The sequence below is a fragment of the Massilia sp. H6 genome (assembly GCF_024802625.1).
Classification (GTDB): domain Bacteria; phylum Pseudomonadota; class Gammaproteobacteria; order Burkholderiales; family Burkholderiaceae_D; genus Telluria.
Genome location: NZ_CP103371.1, coordinates 1,971,928 through 1,990,129 on the forward strand (window position 1 = coordinate 1,971,928; position 18,202 = coordinate 1,990,129).

Here is an 18,202-nt window from a genome sequence, read left to right on the forward strand (position 1 = left end):
TTGCTCTGTCGGCCTGCGATGCGCGCTACGGTTTCTCGAGGCCCCTTTCTTTGTTTAAGGAAAAAAATGAAACAGATAACCTGCGTGATCAAGCCGTTCAAGCTCGACGAAGTGCGCGAGGCCCTGGCCGATGTCAATGTTACCGGCCTGACCGTCACCGAGGTCAAGGGCTTCGGTCGCCAGAAGGGTCACACCGAGCTCTACCGCGGAGCCGAATACGTGGTCGACTTCTTGCCTAAGGTCAAGATCGAAGTGGTGGTCGACGATGCCATGGCCGATGGCGTGGTCGACGCCATCATCAAGGCTGCGCGCACCGGCAAGATTGGCGATGGCAAGATTTTCGTGCAGAACGTGGAACAGGTAATCCGTATCCGCACTGGCGAGACCGGGGCCGACGCCGTCTGAGCTCGCGGGGCGGGCACAGCATGCCGCCCGTACACCTTCTGTAGTCCTAGTCTGTCGCCGCAGGGGCCTGAACGCCGCTGCGGCCCCAGCTCAAGTTACGTTAAGATATCCGCATTGCTTTATTGACAAAATTGCGTGTTTCGAAGACCGCTCCCATTTCCATCTTATGAGAGTGAAAAGAACTTGAGCGATATCGAAAAAATCCCCACGGGCATCCCGGAGCTCGACCTTGTCTTGCGCGGCGGATTTCCCAAGAACCGCATCCACCTGATCGAAGGGCGGCCCGGCTCGGGCAAGACCACGCTGGGCCTGCGCTTCCTGATCGACGGCGCCGCCAAGGGCGAGCGCGGGATCTATGTCTCGCTGTCCGAAACCGCCGATGAACTGCGCGCCACCGCTGCCAGCCACGACTGGCCGCTCGACGGCATTGCACTGCACGAGGTCGTGCCGGCCGAAGCCCAGCTCGACCAGCAGCAAAGCGTATTGTTTCCCACCGAGGCAGAACTTGGCAAGACCATCGAGCTGATCACCGCAGCGATCCGCCAGGCCAGCCCCGCGCGCGTCGTGATCGATTCCATGTCCGAGCTGCGCATGGTCGCCAACGACTCGATGCGCTACCGGCGCCAGATCGTCGCTCTCAAGCAGTTCTTGCTCAAGCAGCAGTGCACCACCGTGCTGATGGACGACCTGACCGACGAGCCGCGCCAGTTCGACCTGCAAGGCACCGTGCATGGCGTGCTCACGCTCGAGCAGCGCGAGCGCGAATTCGGGGCCGCGCGGCGGCGCCTGCGCGTCGTGAAGATGCGCGGCGCCGATTTCCAGAGCGGCTGGCACGATTTTGCCATTACCGCGCGCGAAGTCTATGTGTTCCCGAGCCTGATTGCCGACGAGCATGCCAAGCAGCATGCACACGGCGCTTTTGCCAGCCAGATCCCGCAGCTCGACCAGATGCTCGGGGGCGGGCTGGCGCGTGGCACGGCAGTCATGATCCTGGGGCCGACCGGGGTCGGCAAGTCGTCGCTGGCGCTGCAGTACGCCAACGTGGCGGCCGAGCAGGGCGAGCACGTGGCCTGCTTTGCCTTCGATGAAAACAAGGAGACCCTGCTCGACCGCGCCACCGGCCTGTCGATGCGCGCCGCCGAGGCAATCGCCGATGGCCGGATTCATTGGGAGCGCATCAACCCTTCGCGTATTTCGCCAGGTGAGTTTGTCTGGAAAGTGCGGCGCCAGGTCGAGGATCAGCAGGCCGCCGTCGTGGTCATCGACAGCCTCAATTCCTATCTCGAGACCATGCACGAGGAAACCTCGCTGCTGCTCCAGATGCACGAATTGCTGAGCTACCTGTCGAACCGGGGCGTGCTCACCATGTTGATCGTCGGTCAATCGGGGCTGCTCGAGAACGTGCACGATCCGCTCGACGTCGGCTTCCTGAGCGATACCGTGGTCCTGCTGCGCTATTACGAGGCTGACGGCGCGGTGCGCAAGGCGATTTCCGTGGTCAAGAAGCGGCCCGGCCGGCACGAGACGGCCATCCGCGAATTTTCCATCACCGCCAGTGGCGTCAAGGTCGGGGCCCAGCTCGATGGCCTGGTCGGCGTGCTCAGCGGTGTCCCGCGCCTGACACGGGGGCAGCCGGGCCGGCACGATGACTGACCCGCGCAAGGCCGACTGGCCGATTAACGTGGCCGTATGCGCGCCCTTCGGCCATGACACGCCGGCGCTGGCACGCCTGTTCGAGTCCTGGGGGGCGAGCGTGCGCGGCTGCGACTGCGGCGTTGCGGTCACGGAAGCGGTGCGCGACGGCGACCTGACCTTGCTGGTGCTGACCGAAGAGGTACTCGAAGCGTTTGCGTCACCCTTGGTCGCGGCCTTGCAGGACCAGCCGCCCTGGTCGGACCTGCCCTTGATCGTCATGAGCGCCGAAGCCGCGCGCGGCGGCTCGGGTGTCCAATGGGATTTCCTGCGCCAGTTCGCGAACCTGACGATCCTGCACCGGCCCACCGCGCCCAACCTGCTGCGCGCCTCGTTCGACTCGGCCTGCCGCGCGCGGGCCTGGCAGTTCACGGTGCGCGACCAGATGCGCACCTTGTCGGCCGCAGCCACGCTGCTCGAGCAGCGCGTGCTGGAACGAACCTCGCAACTGGTGTCCGAAGTCGAGACGCGCAAGCGGGTCGAGAGCGCATTGAACGAATCGCGCAAGCTCGAAGCGATCGGACGACTCACCGGTGGCGTGGCCCACGATTTCAACAACCTGCTGCAGGTGGTGCAGGGGTCGGCTACCTTACTGCCCCTGGTCGAACCCGGCAGCGAACCGTTCCAGCGGGCGCTGCATGCGATCCAGCGCGCCGCCGCGCGCGGCGCCAGGCTGACCCACCAGCTACTGGCATTCGGCAGGCGCCAGGCGCTGGCATCGGGCGCGATCGATATTGCCCGCCAGCTCGACGAGATGGCTGACCTGTTGCAGCAATCGCTGCGTGAGCAGATCCCGCTCGGCTTCGAGATCGCCCCCGGGCTCTGGCTGGCCGATGCCGACCCGGGCCAGCTCGAGGTCGCGCTGCTGAACCTGGCGGTCAACGCCAAGGATGCGATGCCAGCCGGCGGCAAGCTGGTCATTGGTGCCCGCAACCTGAGCTTGCCTTCGCCGGAGCTGCACGGGCTCGGCGAGTTCCAGGGCGACTTCGTCCAGATCACGGTCACCGATACCGGCCGGGGGATGGCGCCGGACGTCAAGCAGCAAGCCTTCGATCCCTTCTTCACGACCAAGCCCGTCGGGTCCGGTAACGGCCTGGGCTTGAGCCAGGTGTACGGGTTCGCCTGCCAGTCCGGGGGCACGGCCTGGATCGATACCTCCGCGCAGGGCACGACCGTGTCGATCCTGCTGCCCCGCAGCAGGCAGGCCGCGACACCCGAGCCGGTGATCGTGGACCCGGTAGAAGGTGTGCGGCGCTTGTCCGGAACCCAGGTACTGTATGTCGAAGACGATCCCGAAGTTGCCGACGCGACCATGGCCATTCTCGACAATCTGGGCTGCGTGTCGACCCTGGCGCGCGACGCCGACGAGGCCCTGAACCAGCCACTCGGGCAGTTCGACCTGGTGTTTTCCGACGTCGTGATGCCTGGCAGGATGGATGGCATCGAGCTGGCGCGCGAACTAAGAAAACGCCTTCCAAACCTGCCGATATTGCTCGCCAGCGGCTATGTGATCGCGCCCGAGCGCCTGCACGGCCTGCAGCTGGGCGTGCTGGCCAAGCCCTACACGCAGGAAGTGCTGCGCAAGGCGCTGGCGCGCTTGCTCGGTACGCCTGCACTGCGGCAGGAAGCCTAGCGCCCCATGCGCAGATCGAACTTCCAGGTGACCAGGCGCAGCCCGCTGATGAACAGCGCGCTCGACCACAGCGCGAAATCGTGGCCGACGCCATACATGCCCATCAACAGGAACATCCAGTTGCCGAGAAAGGCGCACAGCGCATAGGGTTTGCCGTCACGGAAAACCATCGGCACCTCGTTGCAGACGATGTCGCGCATCACGCCGCCAAAGATGCCGGTAATGACGCCCATCATCGATGCGATGAAGATCGGCATGTCCGCGGCCAGCGCGGCCGACACGCCGGCGATCGAAAACAGCCCCAGGCCGACCGCATCGGCGATCACGATCAGGCGCTCGGAGACGATCTGGCGCAAAGTGCGGATCAGCGGCGAGGCCACCAGCGCCAGCACGAAGATCAGGATCGCGTATTCCTGGTGCGTTACCCAGAACAGCGGCCGCTTGTCGAGCAGGATGTCGCGCAAGGTGCCGCCGCCGAAAGCGGTAATAAAAGCTACCGTGAATACGCCCACCAGGTCCATGCGCTTGCGCCGGGCCTCGATGAAGCCGGAAAAAGCGCCGACCAGGATCGCCATGATTTCAATGAACTTGATTAGGGTCATGCGCAAGAGCTTAGGAGGAACTTTTATTAGACTACCATGCGGCTCACCATGAACGTAAGGGCATTCGTCCGCCCTAATGCGATATGTAATGTAGCTGGAGCAACCATGGTTAAGACCCATCCTTTCATCGCTCTCGCCGTCGTCATGCTGGCGACGGTCGGTGCCACGTTCGCCGCCGGCGCCGCCGCCGCTGGCGGCCTGGCGCATGCGCGCTACCAGCACCTCGACTGGGAGCTCTCGTGCGACAACACCCGTACCTGCTACGCCGCTGGCTACCACGTAGAAGAAGGCGAGCCGACGGCTGCTTCGGTGCTGCTGGTGCGCAAGGCCGGGCCCGGTGCGCCGGTTAGCGCGCGCTTCCAGGTCGGTACCTATGGCGAAGATGAAACCGCGGCGCGGCTATCGAAATCGAACCTGCTTACCATGCGCATCAACGGCCGCGTGGCAGGCACGGTGGCGGTCGACCGCGATACCATGATTGCCGACCTGAGCCGCAGGCAGGCCGAGGCGCTGGTGGCGGCACTAGCGGGCAAGGCGACGCTCGACTGGGAAGGGGGCGGCATGCACTGGAGCGTCTCCGGCAAGGGGGCTGCCGCAGTGCTGCTGAAAATGGACGAATTCCAGGGCCGGCTCGGCACGCCCGGCGCACTGGTGCGCAAGGGAGGCAGGCCCGAGGCGCTGGTGGCGCCAGCACTGGCGGCGCCGGTCGTCGAGGCCGCGCTGGTGCCGCCAGCTACCCCGCACAAGCTGCCGCGCGACCAGATGCGGCTCTTGCTCGGCGAGCTGTATTCGGCTACGGGAGGCGCAGAATGCGAAGACCTGGCCGACGTCGCCAATGGCGGCAATGCGCTGACGGTGGTGCGCCTGTCGCACGACCGGCTGCTGGTGTCGGCGCGCTGCTGGGCCGGGGCCTACAACGCCGGCGCCGGCTACTGGGTGGTCAATGCCGCGCCGCCCTATGCCCCGGTGCTGGTGACCACGCAGGGCACCGCTTACGCCGACGGCGTCATCAGCGCGACCCACAAGGGCCGCGGACTGGGAGACTGCCGCGCGTCGGACGAATGGGTGTGGGACGGCATGCGCTTCGTGCACAGCGCAGCGAGCACGGGCGGCATGTGCCGGCTGGTAGCACCAGGCGGAGCCTGGCACCTGCCGGTGCTGGTGACGAAGGTGCGCAGGTTCGGGGGCTAGCCAGAGCCCGAACCCGGGTCAGCAGTGCAGCGGCAGCCGCAGCGCAAACACCACCTGGCCGTCGGCATGGCGATACGCCAGTTGCCCCTGGTGCTCGCGCACGATCTGCTGCGCGATGTACAGGCCCAGGCCCATTCCGGTGCGGTTGCGCGGGTTGTGCAGCGAGGCGCGCTTGAAGGGATTGAACAGGGTCGCGACGACATCAAGCGGGATGGGCGCGCCGGCGTTGCTCACTTCGACCACGACTTCTTCGCCTTCGATCGCCACGCGCATGCGCACCGGTTGGCCCGGCGCACCGTGGTGGCGCGCATTGCTCAGCAAGTTCGACAGCACCTGGGCGATGCGTCCGCTGTCGGCAGGCACGGTTACGGGCGCTGGGCAATCGAGCTCGTATGCGATATCCGGATAGGAAACGCGCGCCTCGTCGATCAGGTCTTCGACCAGCGCGGCCAGATCCACCGGCTCGCGCGCGACGCCCAGGCCGATGCCGCCGTCGATGCGGCTCATGTCGAGCACCTGGCTGATCATGCGCTGCATGCGGCTGGTCGAAGACTGGATGCGCCGGCCCAGCACAGCCTGGCTGTTGCCCTTTTCAAGCACCATGCCGGCCATGTTGATCGAATGGAGCGGGTCGCGCAGGTCATGCCCCAGCATCGCCAGCAATTGCGCGCGGGTCGAATCGAGCTGGGCGCGGCGCGCATTCATTACACGCACCAGTTCCGCCAGTGTCAGCCTGGCGTTGGCCAGCACGGTCTGCTCCCATTCCAGTGCGCGGCCGCGCACGGTCTCGTACCAGGCGTCGAACGAGCCGCGCGGGGTCAGGCGTGCCCCCAGGGGGCCAGTCGCGATGCTCTTTTCGGGACGACCGGCCCAGGTCACCTGCTCGATCTGCTCGACCCGCAGCATGACAATCCAGCCGTCGGCGGCCGGTTCGTAGGGCAGGGCCAGCAGGCCGACCCACTTGCCCAGGCGCGCCTGCAGCGCCGAGGGCCAGTCATCGAGCGCTTCGCGCACCACCATGTCGTGGCCGCTCGCGGGCAGGGTGGCGATGATGGCTTCGGCAAGTCCGGGCGCGAGCTCGCCGCGCACCAATAGCTTGCCGTAATGGCTGGCAATCATGCCCTGGGCGGCGGCCGAGTCCATCAGCGCCTGCGCATGGCGTCGCAGCACGTCCAGCGGTTCTTCGTCGAGCAACAGGTCTTCGATCAGGGCGGTGCGGGCGCTCGACGAGCGTTCTACCAGATCGGACTGCTGGCGCGCTTCGATGCTGTGAATGGCCGAGGCCATGACCTGGGCCAGCACGTCGGCCGCCATGCGGATCGCATACGGGACCAGCCTGGGCGTCATGTGATGGCAGGCGATCAGCCCCCACAAGCGGCCGTTGATCACGATCGACACGCTCATCGACGCCGCGATGCCCATGTTCTTCAGGTATTCGATGTGTACCGGCGAGACGCTACGCAGTACCGCGTGACTCATGTCCAGCGCGATGGCGCCGGGTTCGCCGAGCAGCGGCACCGCGCCATAGCCGGTATCGACGATCATGCGCAGGGTGTTGAGCAGGTAGAGACGGCGCGCCTGCGCCGGAATGTCCGAGGCTGGATAGCGTTGTCCGAGATAGGGCACGAGATCGTCGCGCCGGCTTTCGGCGACCACCTCGCCGCTGTCGTCGGCGCGAAAGCGATAGGCCATCACGCGGTCGAAACCGGTGAATTCGCGGACCTGCTGCACCGCACTGGTCAAGAGGGCGTCGATGCTCTTTTGCCGCCGCAGGCGCTCGATCGAGCCATGTGCCTTGACGGCGAACAGCGCCACCTCGTTTGACGCCACGTCGCGCCGCTCGAATTCGGCAATGATGCGGCCCTCAGCGGCATGCACGATGCAGTCGTAGTCGGCACCGGCGACCGTCACCGCAACCACCGAGGGGGCGAGCTCGTCATCCGGCTCCGCGATGTACTCGCCAACCAGCTCGAGCGCCTCGGCCGGGAGCGCGAGCAGCGTATGAGGGCTGCCAAGTTGGGGTTCGATGCCGAGCCGCGCAGGGGCGTTCGCGCTCCAGCCTTCGAGCTTGCCGGCCGGCGTGAAGAAGAGCAGGGCGCCATGCGGCTGGATCGACCCCGGAATGTGAATCGGTTCGTCGGTACAAGAGAGCAGGTCGACCTGGCGGCCATGCACCATCGGAATCACGATTTTCTCTTCCACATGCGCCTTTCTCATCTCGAAGACCAGCACTTGCCGGCCTTGCAAATTCTACATCGATTGCCCATGTTCAGCCGCCAGCCATGCGCGTTTGACAAGCACTACTTATTCAGTCCCGGGCGTCGAGCGCGGCGCGCAGCAAGACCACCAGCGCGCCATGACCGCCATCCTTCTTGCCGGCCACGCAGAAGGCAACCACCTCGTCCATCTGCACCAGCCAGCTGTGCACGATCCCGCGCAGCACTGGCTGGCCTTTCGGCGAGCCATAGCCGATGCCGTGGACGATGCGCAGGCAGCGCACGCCGCGCCGGGTGGCACGCTGGAGAAAGTCGACCACGGCTGCGCGCGCCTGGTCGCGGTTCATGCCGTGCAGGTCGAGTTCGTCCTGGACCGGCCAGTGGCGCTTGCGCAGCTTGCGCACCACGTCCGGACCGACGCCGGCCTGGGCATAGCTCAGGGTCGGATCTTCGTCGAGCAGGCCGTCGACGTCGAACCCGTCCGACAGCGATTCGCGCAGCACCTCGGCGGTTTCCTCGGCTTCGGTCAGCGGGCGGCGGTCCTGGAAGGCGCGCTCGGAGGCGACATACACCGGACGGTACACATAGCGATCCGACTCGGGGATCTTGTTGACCCCCGCCATCGCGCCGCGAAATTCCACGGCGCGTTCGCGCGCCAGCGCCTCGCGCTTGTCGCGCGCGGCCCGCTCGATGGCGCGCAGGCGCTCGTCTTCCTTGAGCTGGTCGCGCAAGCCCTTGAGTTCAGAGAAGTCTTTCATGCCTAGCCTCGCCGCAAGCGGTGTTTGTCAGGCGCCGTTGCCGGCTTAGCCTTCCAGCTCGTCCAGGTAGCGCTGGGCATCGAGCGCGGCCATGCAGCCGGTGCCCGAGCTGGTGATTGCCTGGCGATACACGTGGTCTTGCACGTCCCCGGCCGCGAATACGCCCGGGGCGCTGGTGGCGGTGGCCATGCCTTCCAGGCCCGAACGGGTCTTGATATAGCCGTTGTGCATGTCGAGCTGGCCTTCGAAGATGCCGGTGTTGGGCTTGTGGCCGATTGCCACGAACAGGCCGTGCACGCTCAAGTCCTTGGTCACGCCGGTGTCGGTCGAGGTGATGCGCAGGCCGGTCACGCCGCTCTGGTCGCCGACGACTTCTTCGAGCGTGTGGTTATATTCCAACACGATCTTGCCTTCTTCTACCTTGCTCAGCAGGCGGTCGACCAGGATCGGTTCGGCGCGGAACTTGTCGCGGCGGTGGATCAGGGTGACCTTGTTGGCGATGTTCGACAGGTAGAGCGCCTCTTCGACCGCGGTGTTGCCGCCGCCGATGACCGCGACTTCCTGGTTGCGGTAGAAGAAGCCGTCGCAGGTGGCGCAGGCCGACACGCCCTTGCCCATGAAGGCTTGCTCCGACGGCAGGCCAAGGTACTGGGCCGAGGCGCCGGTGGCGATGATCAGGGCGTCGCAGGTGAACTCGAAGGAGTCGCCCACCAGCCGGATCGGCTTTTCGTTCAGGTAGGTGGTGTGGATGTGGTCGAATACGATCTCGGTATTGAAGCGCTCCGCGTGCTGCAGCAGGCGCTGCATCAGCTCCGGACCCTGCACGCCGAGCGGGTCGCCGGGCCAGTTCTCGACGTCGGTCGTGGTCATCAGCTGGCCTCCTTGTTCGACGCCGGTGACCAGCATTGGCTTGAGGTTGGCGCGCGCGGCGTAGACGGCTGCACTGTAACCGGCAGGACCGGAACCGAGAATCAGGACTTTGGCGTGTTTGGTAGTAGTCATCAAGGCTTCTTTAGATATGAACAGATGGAAACTGGGGGCGCTTGCCACAAGAATCAAGGCTAGTCGTGCAGCCTGCGATTATAAGCGATGATGCAGGCGAGCATGAATCGTGGTCGGCCCAGCCGTATATGGCTTAGAATGTCCGGATCGCCGATAGCGGACACTTCTGCAGAACACTTCAGCACTACCTCGCATGAGCAAGAATAGCCAAGCCAGCACCTCAGGATATACCCGCACCTCGCACACCACGGGCGGCGCCGCGCGCCGGCCGCTGCCGGGGCGTCTCTCGCGATTGCTGTCGGAAGCGCGCTGGATCGCGATGGCGGTCGTGTTCCTGTATTTCGTGCTGATCCTGATCAGCTATAACAAGGGCGATCCGGGCTGGTCGCATGCCAATGCGGTGGCCAAGGTCGCCAACCTGGGCGGGCGTGCCGGCGCCTGGCTGTCCGACCTGCTGCTGTTTATCTTTGGCTTTTCGGCCTGGTGGTGGGGCGTGATCTTCTTGCGCGGGGTCTGGATGGGCTGGCGCCGCCTGACCGACCGCCTGGACCCGCCGCAAGAGCCGCCGCACGCCGGCGAAATGTATGTGCGCTGGGCCGGCTTCGCCATCATGCTGGCCGGCAGCCTGGGTCTGGAATACCTGCGCATGTGGTCGTGGAATGTCGAGCTGCCGCGCGCGGCCGGCGGCGTGCTGGGCCAGCTGATCGGCCACGCCAGCCACGTCGCCTTTGGCTTCACCGGCGCTACGCTGCTGTTGCTGCTGCTGTTCGGCCTGGGTTTCTCGCTGTTCTTCCAGGTCTCCTGGCTGGCCGTGGCCGAGCGCATTGGTGGGGCGGTCGAGTCAAGCCTGGACTGGTTCCGCCTGCGCATCGAAGACCACGAAGACCGCAAGCAGGGCGAAGCCGCCGCCGTCAAGCGCGACGAAGTCGTGGTCCACGAACGCCAGAAATATACCGAGAAGCACCCGGCGCCGCCGGTGCTCAAAGCCGAACCGCAATTCGACGACGCCGACCTCGGTGCCGGCGCGCCGATCCGGCCGGTGGCCGCGGCGCCGGTGCCGGTGCCGGCCGTGACTACCGCATTGCCTTCGGCGCAGGCCGCCGCGCCGTCGATCAAGATCGAGCCGCAGATGGTGAACGTGCCCAAGTCCGAGCGCGCCCAGAAAGAAATGCAAACGCCGCTGTTCCACGAGCTGGCCTCGGATTCGCCGCTGCCGCCGCTGGCACTGCTCGACGAAGCGCCGCCGGCCCAGGAAACCGTGTCGATCGAGACGCTCGAATTCACCAGCCGCCTGATCGAAAAGAAGCTGTCCGATTTTGGCGTCGACGCCAAGGTAGTGGCAGCCTATCCGGGCCCGGTGGTCACGCGCTACGAAATCGAGCCGGCCACCGGCGTCAAGGGCAGCCAGATTGTCAACCTGGCGCGCGACCTGGCACGTTCGCTCTCGCTCACGTCGATCCGCGTGGTCGAAACGATCCCCGGCAAGAACTACATGGCGCTGGAACTGCCGAACCCGAAGCGCCAGATCGTGCGCCTGTCGGAAATCGTCGGCTCCAAGGTCTATGGCGACAGCGCATCGAGCCTGACGGTTGCACTGGGCAAGGACATCGCCGGCAAGCCGGTCTGCGCCGACCTGGCCAAGATGCCGCACCTGCTGGTGGCCGGCACCACCGGCTCGGGCAAATCGGTGGGCATCAACGCCACCATCCTGTCGCTGCTGTACAAGTCGGATCCGGCCGATGTGCGCCTGATCCTGATCGACCCGAAGATGCTGGAAATGTCGGTCTACGAAGGCATTCCGCACCTGCTCGCGCCGGTGGTCACCGACATGCGCCAGGCCGGGCATGCGCTGAACTGGGCGGTCAACGAGATGGAGCGCCGTTACAAGCTGATGAGCAAACTCGGCGTGCGTAACCTGGCCGGCTACAACACCAAGATCGTCGAGGCGGCCAAGCGCGAGGAGCATATCCCGAACCCGTTCTCGATCATGCCGGACAATCCGGAGCCGCTCGAGAAGCTGCCGACCATCGTCATCATCATCGACGAATTGGCTGACCTGATGATGGTGGTTGGTAAAAAAGTCGAAGAACTGATCGCCCGTATCGCGCAGAAGGCGCGCGCAGCCGGTATCCACCTGATCCTGGCGACCCAGCGTCCGTCGGTGGACGTGATCACGGGCCTGATCAAGGCCAACATCCCGACCCGGATCGCGTTCCAGGTATCGAGCAAGATCGACTCGCGCACGATTCTCGACCAGATGGGCGCCGAAGCGCTGCTGGGCATGGGCGACATGCTCTACATGCCGCCGGGGACCGGCCTGCCGATTCGGGTGCACGGCGCCTTCGTGTCCGACGAAGAAGTGCATCGAGTTGTAAAACACCTGCAATCGCAGGGCGAACCGAATTATATTGAAGGCATCCTGGAAGGCGGCACGCTGGAAGAAGGCAGTGCCGAAGGGGCGCCGAGCGGCGAGGGTGGCGGTGAATCCGACGCGCTCTACGACCAGGCCGTGGCCGTGGTGCTCAAGAACCGCCGCGCCTCGATCTCGCTGGTTCAGCGCCACCTGCGCATCGGCTACAACCGCGCTGCGCGCCTGCTGGAACAGATGGAGCAAAGCGGGGTGGTCTCGACGATGCAATCGAACGGCAACCGCGACATCCTGGTGCCGGCTGCCGCCGCCGAATAATTTTGCTGCCCGTGTTGACACGCAATGCACATCAAGGAATGCACATGACATTGACGACCTATCTCGGCGCCGTACTCATCGCCGCCACCTTGCCCCTGGCGGGCAGCGCGCAGGCCGGCGCGCTCGACCAGTTCAAGTCCTTCATCGCCGGCACCAAGGCCGCCAGGGGCGAATTCACCCAGCAGCAGCTGACCAAGTCCAGGAACGGCAAGGCGGCCCCGGTCTCGAGCGGCAGCTTCGTGTTCGCCCGGCCCGGAAAATTCATCTGGACCTATCAGAAGCCCTACGACCAGCTGCTGCAGGCCGACGGCGAGCAGCTCTACATCTACGACAAGGACCTGAACCAGGTCACGGTGCGTAAGCTGGGCAATGCCCTGGGTTCGTCGCCAGCCGCGATACTGTTCGGCAGCAACGACCTGGAGAAGAACTTCACCTTGTCCGAAGCGGGCGAACGTGACGGTGTCGAGTGGCTCACTGCCGTGCCGAAGACGAAAGACACGACCTTCGAGCAGATCGGCATTGGCCTCAAGGGCGGGGTGCCGGTGGCGATGGAGATGAAGGACCAGTTCGGGCAGGTGTCGGTGCTGAAGTTCTCGAATTTCCAGCGTAATCCGGCGCTCGGGGCGCAGCAGTTCAAGTTCGACGTGCCCAAGGGGGCGGACGTCGTAAAGCAATAAGCGTTGGCGCCGCTCGGCGAACCCGGGTCATGGTCTGCGCCTATCGTTTACACTAGGGGCATGCATACCCACCAGTTCTTCACATCGCGCGCATGGCGCGCCCGAGCGCGCCATGGATGACCTGTTCAAGACCGAACCTTCGCCTCCCCTGGCCGAAGCCATGCGTCCGCGTACCATCGACGACGTCATCGGCCAGAGCCACCTGCTCGGCCCCGGCAAGCCCTTGCGCCTGGTGTTCAAGTCCGGCAAGCCGCATTCAATGATCCTGTGGGGGCCGCCGGGCGTGGGCAAGACCACGCTGGCGCGCCTCACCGCCCATGCCTTCGAATGCGAATTCATTGCGCTGTCGGCAGTGCTCTCGGGCGTAAAGGATATCCGGGCGTCGGTCGAGCAGGCCGAACATTTCCTGCAGCAGGGCAAGCACACGATCCTGTTCATCGACGAGATTCACCGCTTCAACAAGTCGCAGCAGGATGCCTTGCTGCCCTTTGTCGAATCGGGCCTGGTGACCCTGATCGGCGCCACGACCGAGAACCCGTCGTTCGAGGTCAATTCGGCACTGCTGTCGCGCTCCCAGGTGTACGTGCTCAAGGCGCTGAGCGACGACGAGATGCGCCTGCTGCTCGAACGCGCGCGCGCGCGCGTGCTGCAGCACCTGCGCTTCGACGAGGTCGCGATCGATACCCTGGTCGGTTATGCCGACGGCGACGCGCGCCGTTTCCTGAACCTGCTGGAGCAGACCAAGACCTCGGCCGAGACCTCGGGCATGACGCACATTAGCGCCGAATTCGTCGAGAATGCGCTGACGCTCAACGCGCGCCGTTTCGACAAGGGCGGCGATAATTTCTACGACCAGATCTCGGCGCTGCACAAGTCGGTGCGCGGCTCGCATCCGGATGCGGCGCTGTACTGGCTGTGCCGCATGCTCGACGGCGGCGCCGACGCCAAATACCTGTCGCGCCGCATCGTGCGCATGGCCTGGGAAGACATTGGCCTGGCCGATCCGCGCGCGCTGCAGGTGGCTAACGACGCGGCCACCACCTACGAGCGTCTCGGCTCGCCCGAAGGCGAACTGGCGCTGGGACAGGCGGTCGTGTACCTGGCGATCGCGGCCAAGAGCAACGCCGGCTACAAGGCCTTCAATGCGGCCATGGCCTTTATCAAGAAAGACAAGTCGCGCGAGGTGCCCGTACATCTGCGCAATGCGCCGACCACGTTGATGAAAGAGCTGGGCTATGGTCACGCCTACCGCTATGCCCACGACGAGCCGCACGCCTATGCGGCGGGCGAGACCTACCTGCCGGATGGCATGCCGGAACCGGGCTGGTACCAGCCGGTGCCGCGCGGGGTAGAGGCGAAGATCGCGGAGAAACTCGCTTTCTTGCGCAGCCTGGACGACGACGCGCCCGGCTAGCGCGCCTTGGCAGCCTTGAGCATCAGGCCGGACAATTCGTCGAAATAGGCGAGGGCGGCCGGGGTCAGGTCGACCTGCTTGCGACGCGTGTCTTCGGTATCGCCCAGTACCAGCCAGCCTTTCTTGCGCATCGAGGTGATGCGCGCATGAATCGTGGCCGGTGCACCGAGCCCGTCCTGGCCCATCAGATCGCGCACGCTCAGGCGCTGCTCGAGCTGGCGCGCCCGACCCACCACGGCCAGGATGCGTTCCTCGAGCGGGTCGAGCGGCGGCAGCGACGGCAGGGCACGCAGCGCATCCATCAGATTCAGGAAGCGCAGGTAGATGTCGGCTGGGCGAGATGGCTTGCTCATGAAGCGGCGTGCCTATAGGAAAATTATATTGCTCGGTTAATAAGTGTACCTGATATAATCTTTTGATATATCAGTTCACCCTATTTTACCCTGCGTCCCATGTCTGGCATACCCTTGAAATTTGCAATGATCGGCGCCACGGCCGCGCTCTTTCTCGGCACGATCGCGCTCAATGAACTCCTGTTCGCCAGGATGGAGTTTGCCCAGGGGATCAGCTGGATCTACCTGCCGGCTGGCGTGCGCCTGCTGTGCATCCTGCTGTTCGCCGAAGCAGGTGCGATCGGCATCTTGCTGGCCTCGTGGCTGATCTGCTTCTTATATTTTTTTCCGAACGATGCGATCCGCTCTTTTGCTGGCGGCATCCTGGCCGCTCTGGCGCCTTATCTTACCTACCGCTGGCTCGTTGCCGGCCAGATCACGCAGTCGCTGGCCGGACTCGGGCCCTGGCGCCTGCTCGGCTGCGCGCTGGCCTTTTCGATCGCCAGTCCCTTGCTGCACCATATCTGGTTTGCTCTTCAGGGGCAGCGCGAAGGCTTGATCGACGGCTTCTTTGCAATGGCCAGCGGCGACCTGGTCGGCACGATCATCGTCCTGTATACCGCCAAGCTGATCCTTTTCTTGCATCAGCGCTAAGCCTGCCGGCTTGGTACAATTGTGGTTTCGATATAAGCAAGCCCATCCAGACATGATTGACATCCAACTTCTCCGCAAAGACATCGACAACGTCGCCGCACGCCTGGCCACCCGCAAGTTCGAGCTCGACGTGGCAGCCTTTGGCGCCCTCGAAGCCGAACGCAAGACGATCCAGACGCGTACCGAAGAACTGCAGGGCAAGCGCAATGCGCTGTCCAAGCAGATCGGCATGTTGAAGGGCAAGGGCGAAGACACCGCAGCGGTGATGGCGGACGTGGCCGGCCTGGGCGATGAGCTCAAGGCCAACGAAGCGGCGCTCGCCGCCGTGCAGGAACGGATGGCGCGCTTCATCGAAGCGGTGCCGAACCTGCCGCACGAGAGCGCGCCGCAAGGTAAAGACGAAACCGGCAACGTCGAAGTGCGCCGGGTTGGCGCTGCGCGCAGTTTCGACTTCGATGTGCGCGACCATGTCGACATTGGCGAGAAGTTGGGCCTGGACTTCGAGACCGCCACCAAGCTCACCGGTTCGCGTTTCTCGATGATGAAGGGCGGCATGGCGCGCCTGCACCGCGCACTGGCGCAGTACATGCTCGATACCCACACCGGCCAGCATGGCTATACCGAATGCTATACCCCCTACATGGTCAATGCCGATTCGCTGCGCGGCACCGGCCAGCTGCCGAAATTCGAAGCCGACCTGTTCTCGGTGAAGAAGGGCGGCGTCGAGGGCGAGGGCGAGACCTTCTACCTGATTCCGACCTCGGAAGTGTCGCTGACCAACGTGGTGCGCGACGAGATCGTGGCGCTGGACCAGCTGCCGCTGAAGATGACCGCGCACACCCCATGCTTCCGCTCCGAAGCCGGCAGCTATGGCCGCGACACCCGCGGCATGATCCGCCAGCACCAGTTCGACAAGGTCGAGCTGGTCCAGGTGGTGCATCCCGAGCAGTCGCACGCAGTGCTGGAAGAGATGGTCGGCCAGGCCGAATTCATCCTCACGTCGCTGGGCCTGCCGTATCGCGTGATGTTGCTGTGCACCGGCGACATGGGCTTTTCGGCCGCCAAGACCTATGACCTGGAAGTGTGGCTGCCGGCGCAGAACACTTATCGCGAAATCTCGTCGCTGTCGAACTGCGAAGCCTTCCAGTCGCGCCGCATGCAGGCCCGTTTCCGCAACGCGGCCGGCAAGCCGGAGCTGGTGCACACCCTGAACGGCTCCGGCCTGGCGGTGGGCCGCACGCTGGTGGCGGTGCTGGAGAATTACCAGCAGGCCGATGGCAGCGTCATCATTCCCGACGTGCTGCGGCCGTACATGGGTGGGCTGGAACGTTTGATGCCCGTGACCGCCTGAAATTGCTCTTCCGTTTTTGCAAGAGCCTCGCTATAATGCGTGTCTTGCAGCGACCGCAACACCGATTCTGGAGAGGTGGCAGAGTGGTCGAATGTACCTGACTCGAAATCAGGCGTACGTTAAATCGTACCGTGGGTTCGAATCCCACCCTCTCCGCCAGTAGTAATAAAAAAGCTCCCGCATGGGAGCTTTTTTATTACGTACGCGGAAGGAGGGAGCCATCTGCATGGCTCCCGCGCAGGATTCGAAGCTTGGCGCGTACTCGCGCCAAGGCGGCCTGCGGCACGTAGGCGAATCCCACCCTCTCCGCCAGTAGTAATAGAAAAGCTCCCGCATGGGAGCTTTTCTATTGCGTGCGCGGAAGGAGGGAGCCATCTGCATGGCTCCCGCGCAGGATTCGAAGCTTGGCGCGTATTGGCGCCAAGGCGGCCTGCGGCACGTAGGCGAATCCTACTCTCCCAACGCTCCGCTCGGAGCCTCGTTGCCTCTTTCGATAAGGTATGAAATATTCTTTCACCTTGCACATCCTAGTGAAATTTCCTTTCAAGCCAGATTAAGAGTCAGCACCAGAAAAATTTACGTGCTGTACTTTCTCTCTTCCACTCTCGTCGAACCTTCGCTATAATGCGGCCTCGCTTACAGCGACCGCAACACCGTTTCAGGAGAGGTGGCAGAGTGGTCGAATGTACCTGACTCGAAATCAGGCGTACGTTAAATCGTACCGTGGGTTCGAATCCCACCCTCTCCGCCAGTAGTAATAAAAAAGCTCCCGCATGGGAGCTTTTTTATTACGTACGCGGAAGGAGGGAGCCATCTGCATGGCTCCCGCGTAGGATTCGAAGCTTGGCGCGTACTCGCGCCAAGGCGGCCTGCGGCACGTAGGCGAATCCCACCCTCTCCGCCAGTAGTAATAAAAAAGCTCCCGCATGGGAGCTTTTTTATTGCGTACGCGGAAGGAGGGAGCCATCTGCATGGCTCCAGCGTGGCGCGAATGCGCAGCGCTGCATTGCGCCCCAGTTGAACGCTAGCACGCTTCAACTGGTGCGCGCCTGTCGTCGAATGTCCGTGCTACGCTACCGTACGAGCATTGAACCTGCCTGACCACATTTGCCGGTGTTGCCGGCACACCAATGGAGGCTGACATGTACAAGCGCATATTGTTGCCGACCGATGGTTCGGAGCCTTCCCAGCGCGCCATCCTGGCCGGCGTCGACTTCGCCAAGGAGATCGGGGCCGAGGTGGTCGCCATGACGGCCATTCCCGAATTCCGCACCTTTACTACCGATGCCGAGATGCTGGAGCAGACCCGCGACCAGTACGAGGCTGCCAGCAAGGAGCGCGGTCAGCGCCTGCTCGACGAGGTCGCTTCCGCGGCCCGCGACGCCGGCGTTGTCTGCACCCGCGTGCTGGCCGTCTCGGACAACCCGTACGATGCCATCATCACCAGTGCGCGCGATCACCAATGCGACCTGATCGTCATGGCCTCGCATGGCCATCGCGGACTCAAGGGGCTCTTGCTGGGCAGCGAAACCCAGAAGGTTCTGGTCCACAGCGCGATTCCCGTCATGGTGCACCGTTGAGTGCGCCCC

The 18,202-nt window shown here is 64.2% G+C and carries 15 protein-coding genes and 2 tRNA genes; 12 read left to right on the plus strand and 5 right to left on the minus strand.

The window, feature by feature from the left end; all coding sequences use genetic code 11:
- The first annotated feature begins 66 nt into the window (after positions 1-66).
- From NRS07_RS08815 to NRS07_RS08825, 3 genes are all read left to right on the plus strand, one after another.
- Complete coding sequence (locus NRS07_RS08815; protein ID WP_259212600.1) at positions 67-405, plus strand: P-II family nitrogen regulator; 339 nt, start codon at positions 67-69, stop codon at positions 403-405.
- Positions 406-588: 183 nt separating this feature from the next.
- Positions 589-2,058: an ATPase domain-containing protein gene (locus NRS07_RS08820; RefSeq protein ID WP_259212602.1), complete on the plus strand. Its 1,470-nt coding sequence runs from the start codon at positions 589-591 to the stop codon at positions 2,056-2,058.
- The gene (locus tag NRS07_RS08825) at positions 2,051-3,730 is read left to right on the plus strand and encodes an ATP-binding protein (protein ID WP_259212603.1); all 1,680 of its coding nucleotides are present in this window, start codon (positions 2,051-2,053) and stop codon (positions 3,728-3,730) included. The genes NRS07_RS08820 and NRS07_RS08825 overlap by 8 nt, the downstream gene beginning before the upstream one ends.
- Here the strand turns inward: NRS07_RS08825 and NRS07_RS08830 are convergent.
- Positions 3,727-4,332, minus strand: a complete 606-nt coding sequence (locus NRS07_RS08830; RefSeq protein WP_259212605.1) for a trimeric intracellular cation channel family protein — start codon at positions 4,330-4,332, stop codon at positions 3,727-3,729. The genes NRS07_RS08825 and NRS07_RS08830 overlap by 4 nt on opposite strands.
- A 105-nt stretch (positions 4,333-4,437) precedes the next feature.
- Between NRS07_RS08830 and NRS07_RS08835 the strand changes: the two genes are divergently transcribed.
- Positions 4,438-5,523 carry a DUF1176 domain-containing protein gene (locus NRS07_RS08835; RefSeq protein ID WP_259212606.1) on the plus strand — a complete coding sequence of 362 codons (1,086 nt, stop codon included), beginning with the start codon at positions 4,438-4,440 and terminating at the stop codon, positions 5,521-5,523.
- Between the two features lie 18 nt (positions 5,524-5,541).
- On the opposite strand, the gene NRS07_RS08840 is transcribed toward NRS07_RS08835, so the two are convergent.
- The 3 genes from NRS07_RS08840 to trxB all read right to left on the minus strand — a co-directional run bounded on the left by NRS07_RS08840 (position 5,542) and on the right by trxB (position 9,499).
- Entirely contained in the window at positions 5,542-7,740 is a 2,199-nt protein-coding gene (locus tag NRS07_RS08840) for an ATP-binding protein (RefSeq protein ID WP_259212607.1), read from the minus strand.
- 91 nt (positions 7,741-7,831) lie between these two features.
- Positions 7,832-8,497: a Smr/MutS family protein gene (locus tag NRS07_RS08845; RefSeq protein ID WP_259212608.1), complete on the minus strand. Its 666-nt coding sequence runs from the start codon at positions 8,495-8,497 to the stop codon at positions 7,832-7,834.
- 45 nt (positions 8,498-8,542) lie between these two features.
- Positions 8,543-9,499, minus strand: a complete 957-nt coding sequence (gene trxB / locus NRS07_RS08850; protein WP_259212609.1) for a thioredoxin-disulfide reductase — start codon at positions 9,497-9,499, stop codon at positions 8,543-8,545.
- Between the two features lie 193 nt (positions 9,500-9,692).
- Between trxB and NRS07_RS08855 the strand changes: the two genes are divergently transcribed.
- The 3 genes from NRS07_RS08855 (at position 9,693) to NRS07_RS08865 (ending at position 14,276) form a co-directional block, all read left to right on the plus strand.
- Positions 9,693-12,185, plus strand: coding sequence for a DNA translocase FtsK (locus NRS07_RS08855; protein ID WP_259212611.1), 2,493 nt, complete (start codon positions 9,693-9,695; stop codon positions 12,183-12,185).
- A gap of 38 nt (positions 12,186-12,223) precedes the next feature.
- The gene (gene lolA, locus NRS07_RS08860; protein ID WP_259212613.1) at positions 12,224-12,862 is read left to right on the plus strand and encodes an outer membrane lipoprotein chaperone LolA; all 639 of its coding nucleotides are present in this window, start codon (positions 12,224-12,226) and stop codon (positions 12,860-12,862) included.
- A 112-nt stretch (positions 12,863-12,974) separates the two neighbouring features.
- The gene (locus NRS07_RS08865; RefSeq protein ID WP_259212615.1) at positions 12,975-14,276 is read left to right on the plus strand and encodes a replication-associated recombination protein A; all 1,302 of its coding nucleotides are present in this window, start codon (positions 12,975-12,977) and stop codon (positions 14,274-14,276) included.
- Here NRS07_RS08865 and NRS07_RS08870 read toward each other — a convergent pair.
- Positions 14,273-14,629, minus strand: coding sequence for a winged helix-turn-helix domain-containing protein (locus NRS07_RS08870; protein ID WP_259212617.1), 357 nt, complete (start codon positions 14,627-14,629; stop codon positions 14,273-14,275). The two genes, NRS07_RS08865 and NRS07_RS08870, sit on opposite strands and share 4 nt — an antisense overlap.
- 114 nt (positions 14,630-14,743) lie before the next feature.
- On the opposite strand from NRS07_RS08870, the gene NRS07_RS08875 reads away from it, so the two are divergent.
- From NRS07_RS08875 to NRS07_RS08895, 5 genes are all read left to right on the plus strand, one after another.
- Entirely contained in the window at positions 14,744-15,262 is a 519-nt protein-coding gene (locus NRS07_RS08875) for a hypothetical protein (RefSeq protein WP_259212619.1), read from the plus strand.
- Between the two features lie 52 nt (positions 15,263-15,314).
- Complete coding sequence (serS, locus tag NRS07_RS08880; RefSeq protein ID WP_259212620.1) at positions 15,315-16,613, plus strand: serine--tRNA ligase; 1,299 nt, start codon at positions 15,315-15,317, stop codon at positions 16,611-16,613.
- Between the two features lie 69 nt (positions 16,614-16,682).
- Positions 16,683-16,772, plus strand: a tRNA-Ser gene (locus NRS07_RS08885).
- A 502-nt stretch (positions 16,773-17,274) separates the two neighbouring features.
- Positions 17,275-17,364: transfer RNA gene (locus NRS07_RS08890), tRNA-Ser, on the plus strand.
- Between the two features lie 391 nt (positions 17,365-17,755).
- On the plus strand, positions 17,756-18,193 hold the full coding sequence (locus NRS07_RS08895) for a universal stress protein (RefSeq protein ID WP_259212621.1): 438 nt from the start codon (positions 17,756-17,758) through the stop codon (positions 18,191-18,193).
- Positions 18,194-18,202 lie beyond the last annotated feature (9 nt).

Bases quoted from the DNA above. Each gene is read 5' to 3' on its own strand.
- NRS07_RS08815 (WP_259212600.1), top strand. From the start codon at position 67: ATGAAACAGATAACCTGCGTGATCAAGCCGTTCAAGCTCGACGAAGTG.
- NRS07_RS08825 (WP_259212603.1), top strand. From the start codon at position 2,051: ATGACTGACCCGCGCAAGGCCGACTGGCCGATTAACGTGGCCGTATGC.
- NRS07_RS08830 (WP_259212605.1), bottom strand. From the start codon at position 4,332: ATGACCCTAATCAAGTTCATTGAAATCATGGCGATCCTGGTCGGCGCT.
- NRS07_RS08835 (WP_259212606.1), top strand. From the start codon at position 4,438: ATGGTTAAGACCCATCCTTTCATCGCTCTCGCCGTCGTCATGCTGGCG.
- NRS07_RS08840 (WP_259212607.1), bottom strand. From the start codon at position 7,740: ATGAGAAAGGCGCATGTGGAAGAGAAAATCGTGATTCCGATGGTGCAT.
- NRS07_RS08845 (WP_259212608.1), bottom strand. From the start codon at position 8,497: ATGAAAGACTTCTCTGAACTCAAGGGCTTGCGCGACCAGCTCAAGGAA.
- trxB (WP_259212609.1), bottom strand. From the start codon at position 9,499: ATGACTACTACCAAACACGCCAAAGTCCTGATTCTCGGTTCCGGTCCT.
- NRS07_RS08855 (WP_259212611.1), top strand. From the start codon at position 9,693: ATGAGCAAGAATAGCCAAGCCAGCACCTCAGGATATACCCGCACCTCG.
- lolA (WP_259212613.1), top strand. From the start codon at position 12,224: ATGCACATGACATTGACGACCTATCTCGGCGCCGTACTCATCGCCGCC.
- NRS07_RS08865 (WP_259212615.1), top strand. From the start codon at position 12,975: ATGGATGACCTGTTCAAGACCGAACCTTCGCCTCCCCTGGCCGAAGCC.
- NRS07_RS08870 (WP_259212617.1), bottom strand. From the start codon at position 14,629: ATGAGCAAGCCATCTCGCCCAGCCGACATCTACCTGCGCTTCCTGAAT.
- serS (WP_259212620.1), top strand. From the start codon at position 15,315: ATGATTGACATCCAACTTCTCCGCAAAGACATCGACAACGTCGCCGCA.
- NRS07_RS08895 (WP_259212621.1), top strand. From the start codon at position 17,756: ATGTACAAGCGCATATTGTTGCCGACCGATGGTTCGGAGCCTTCCCAG.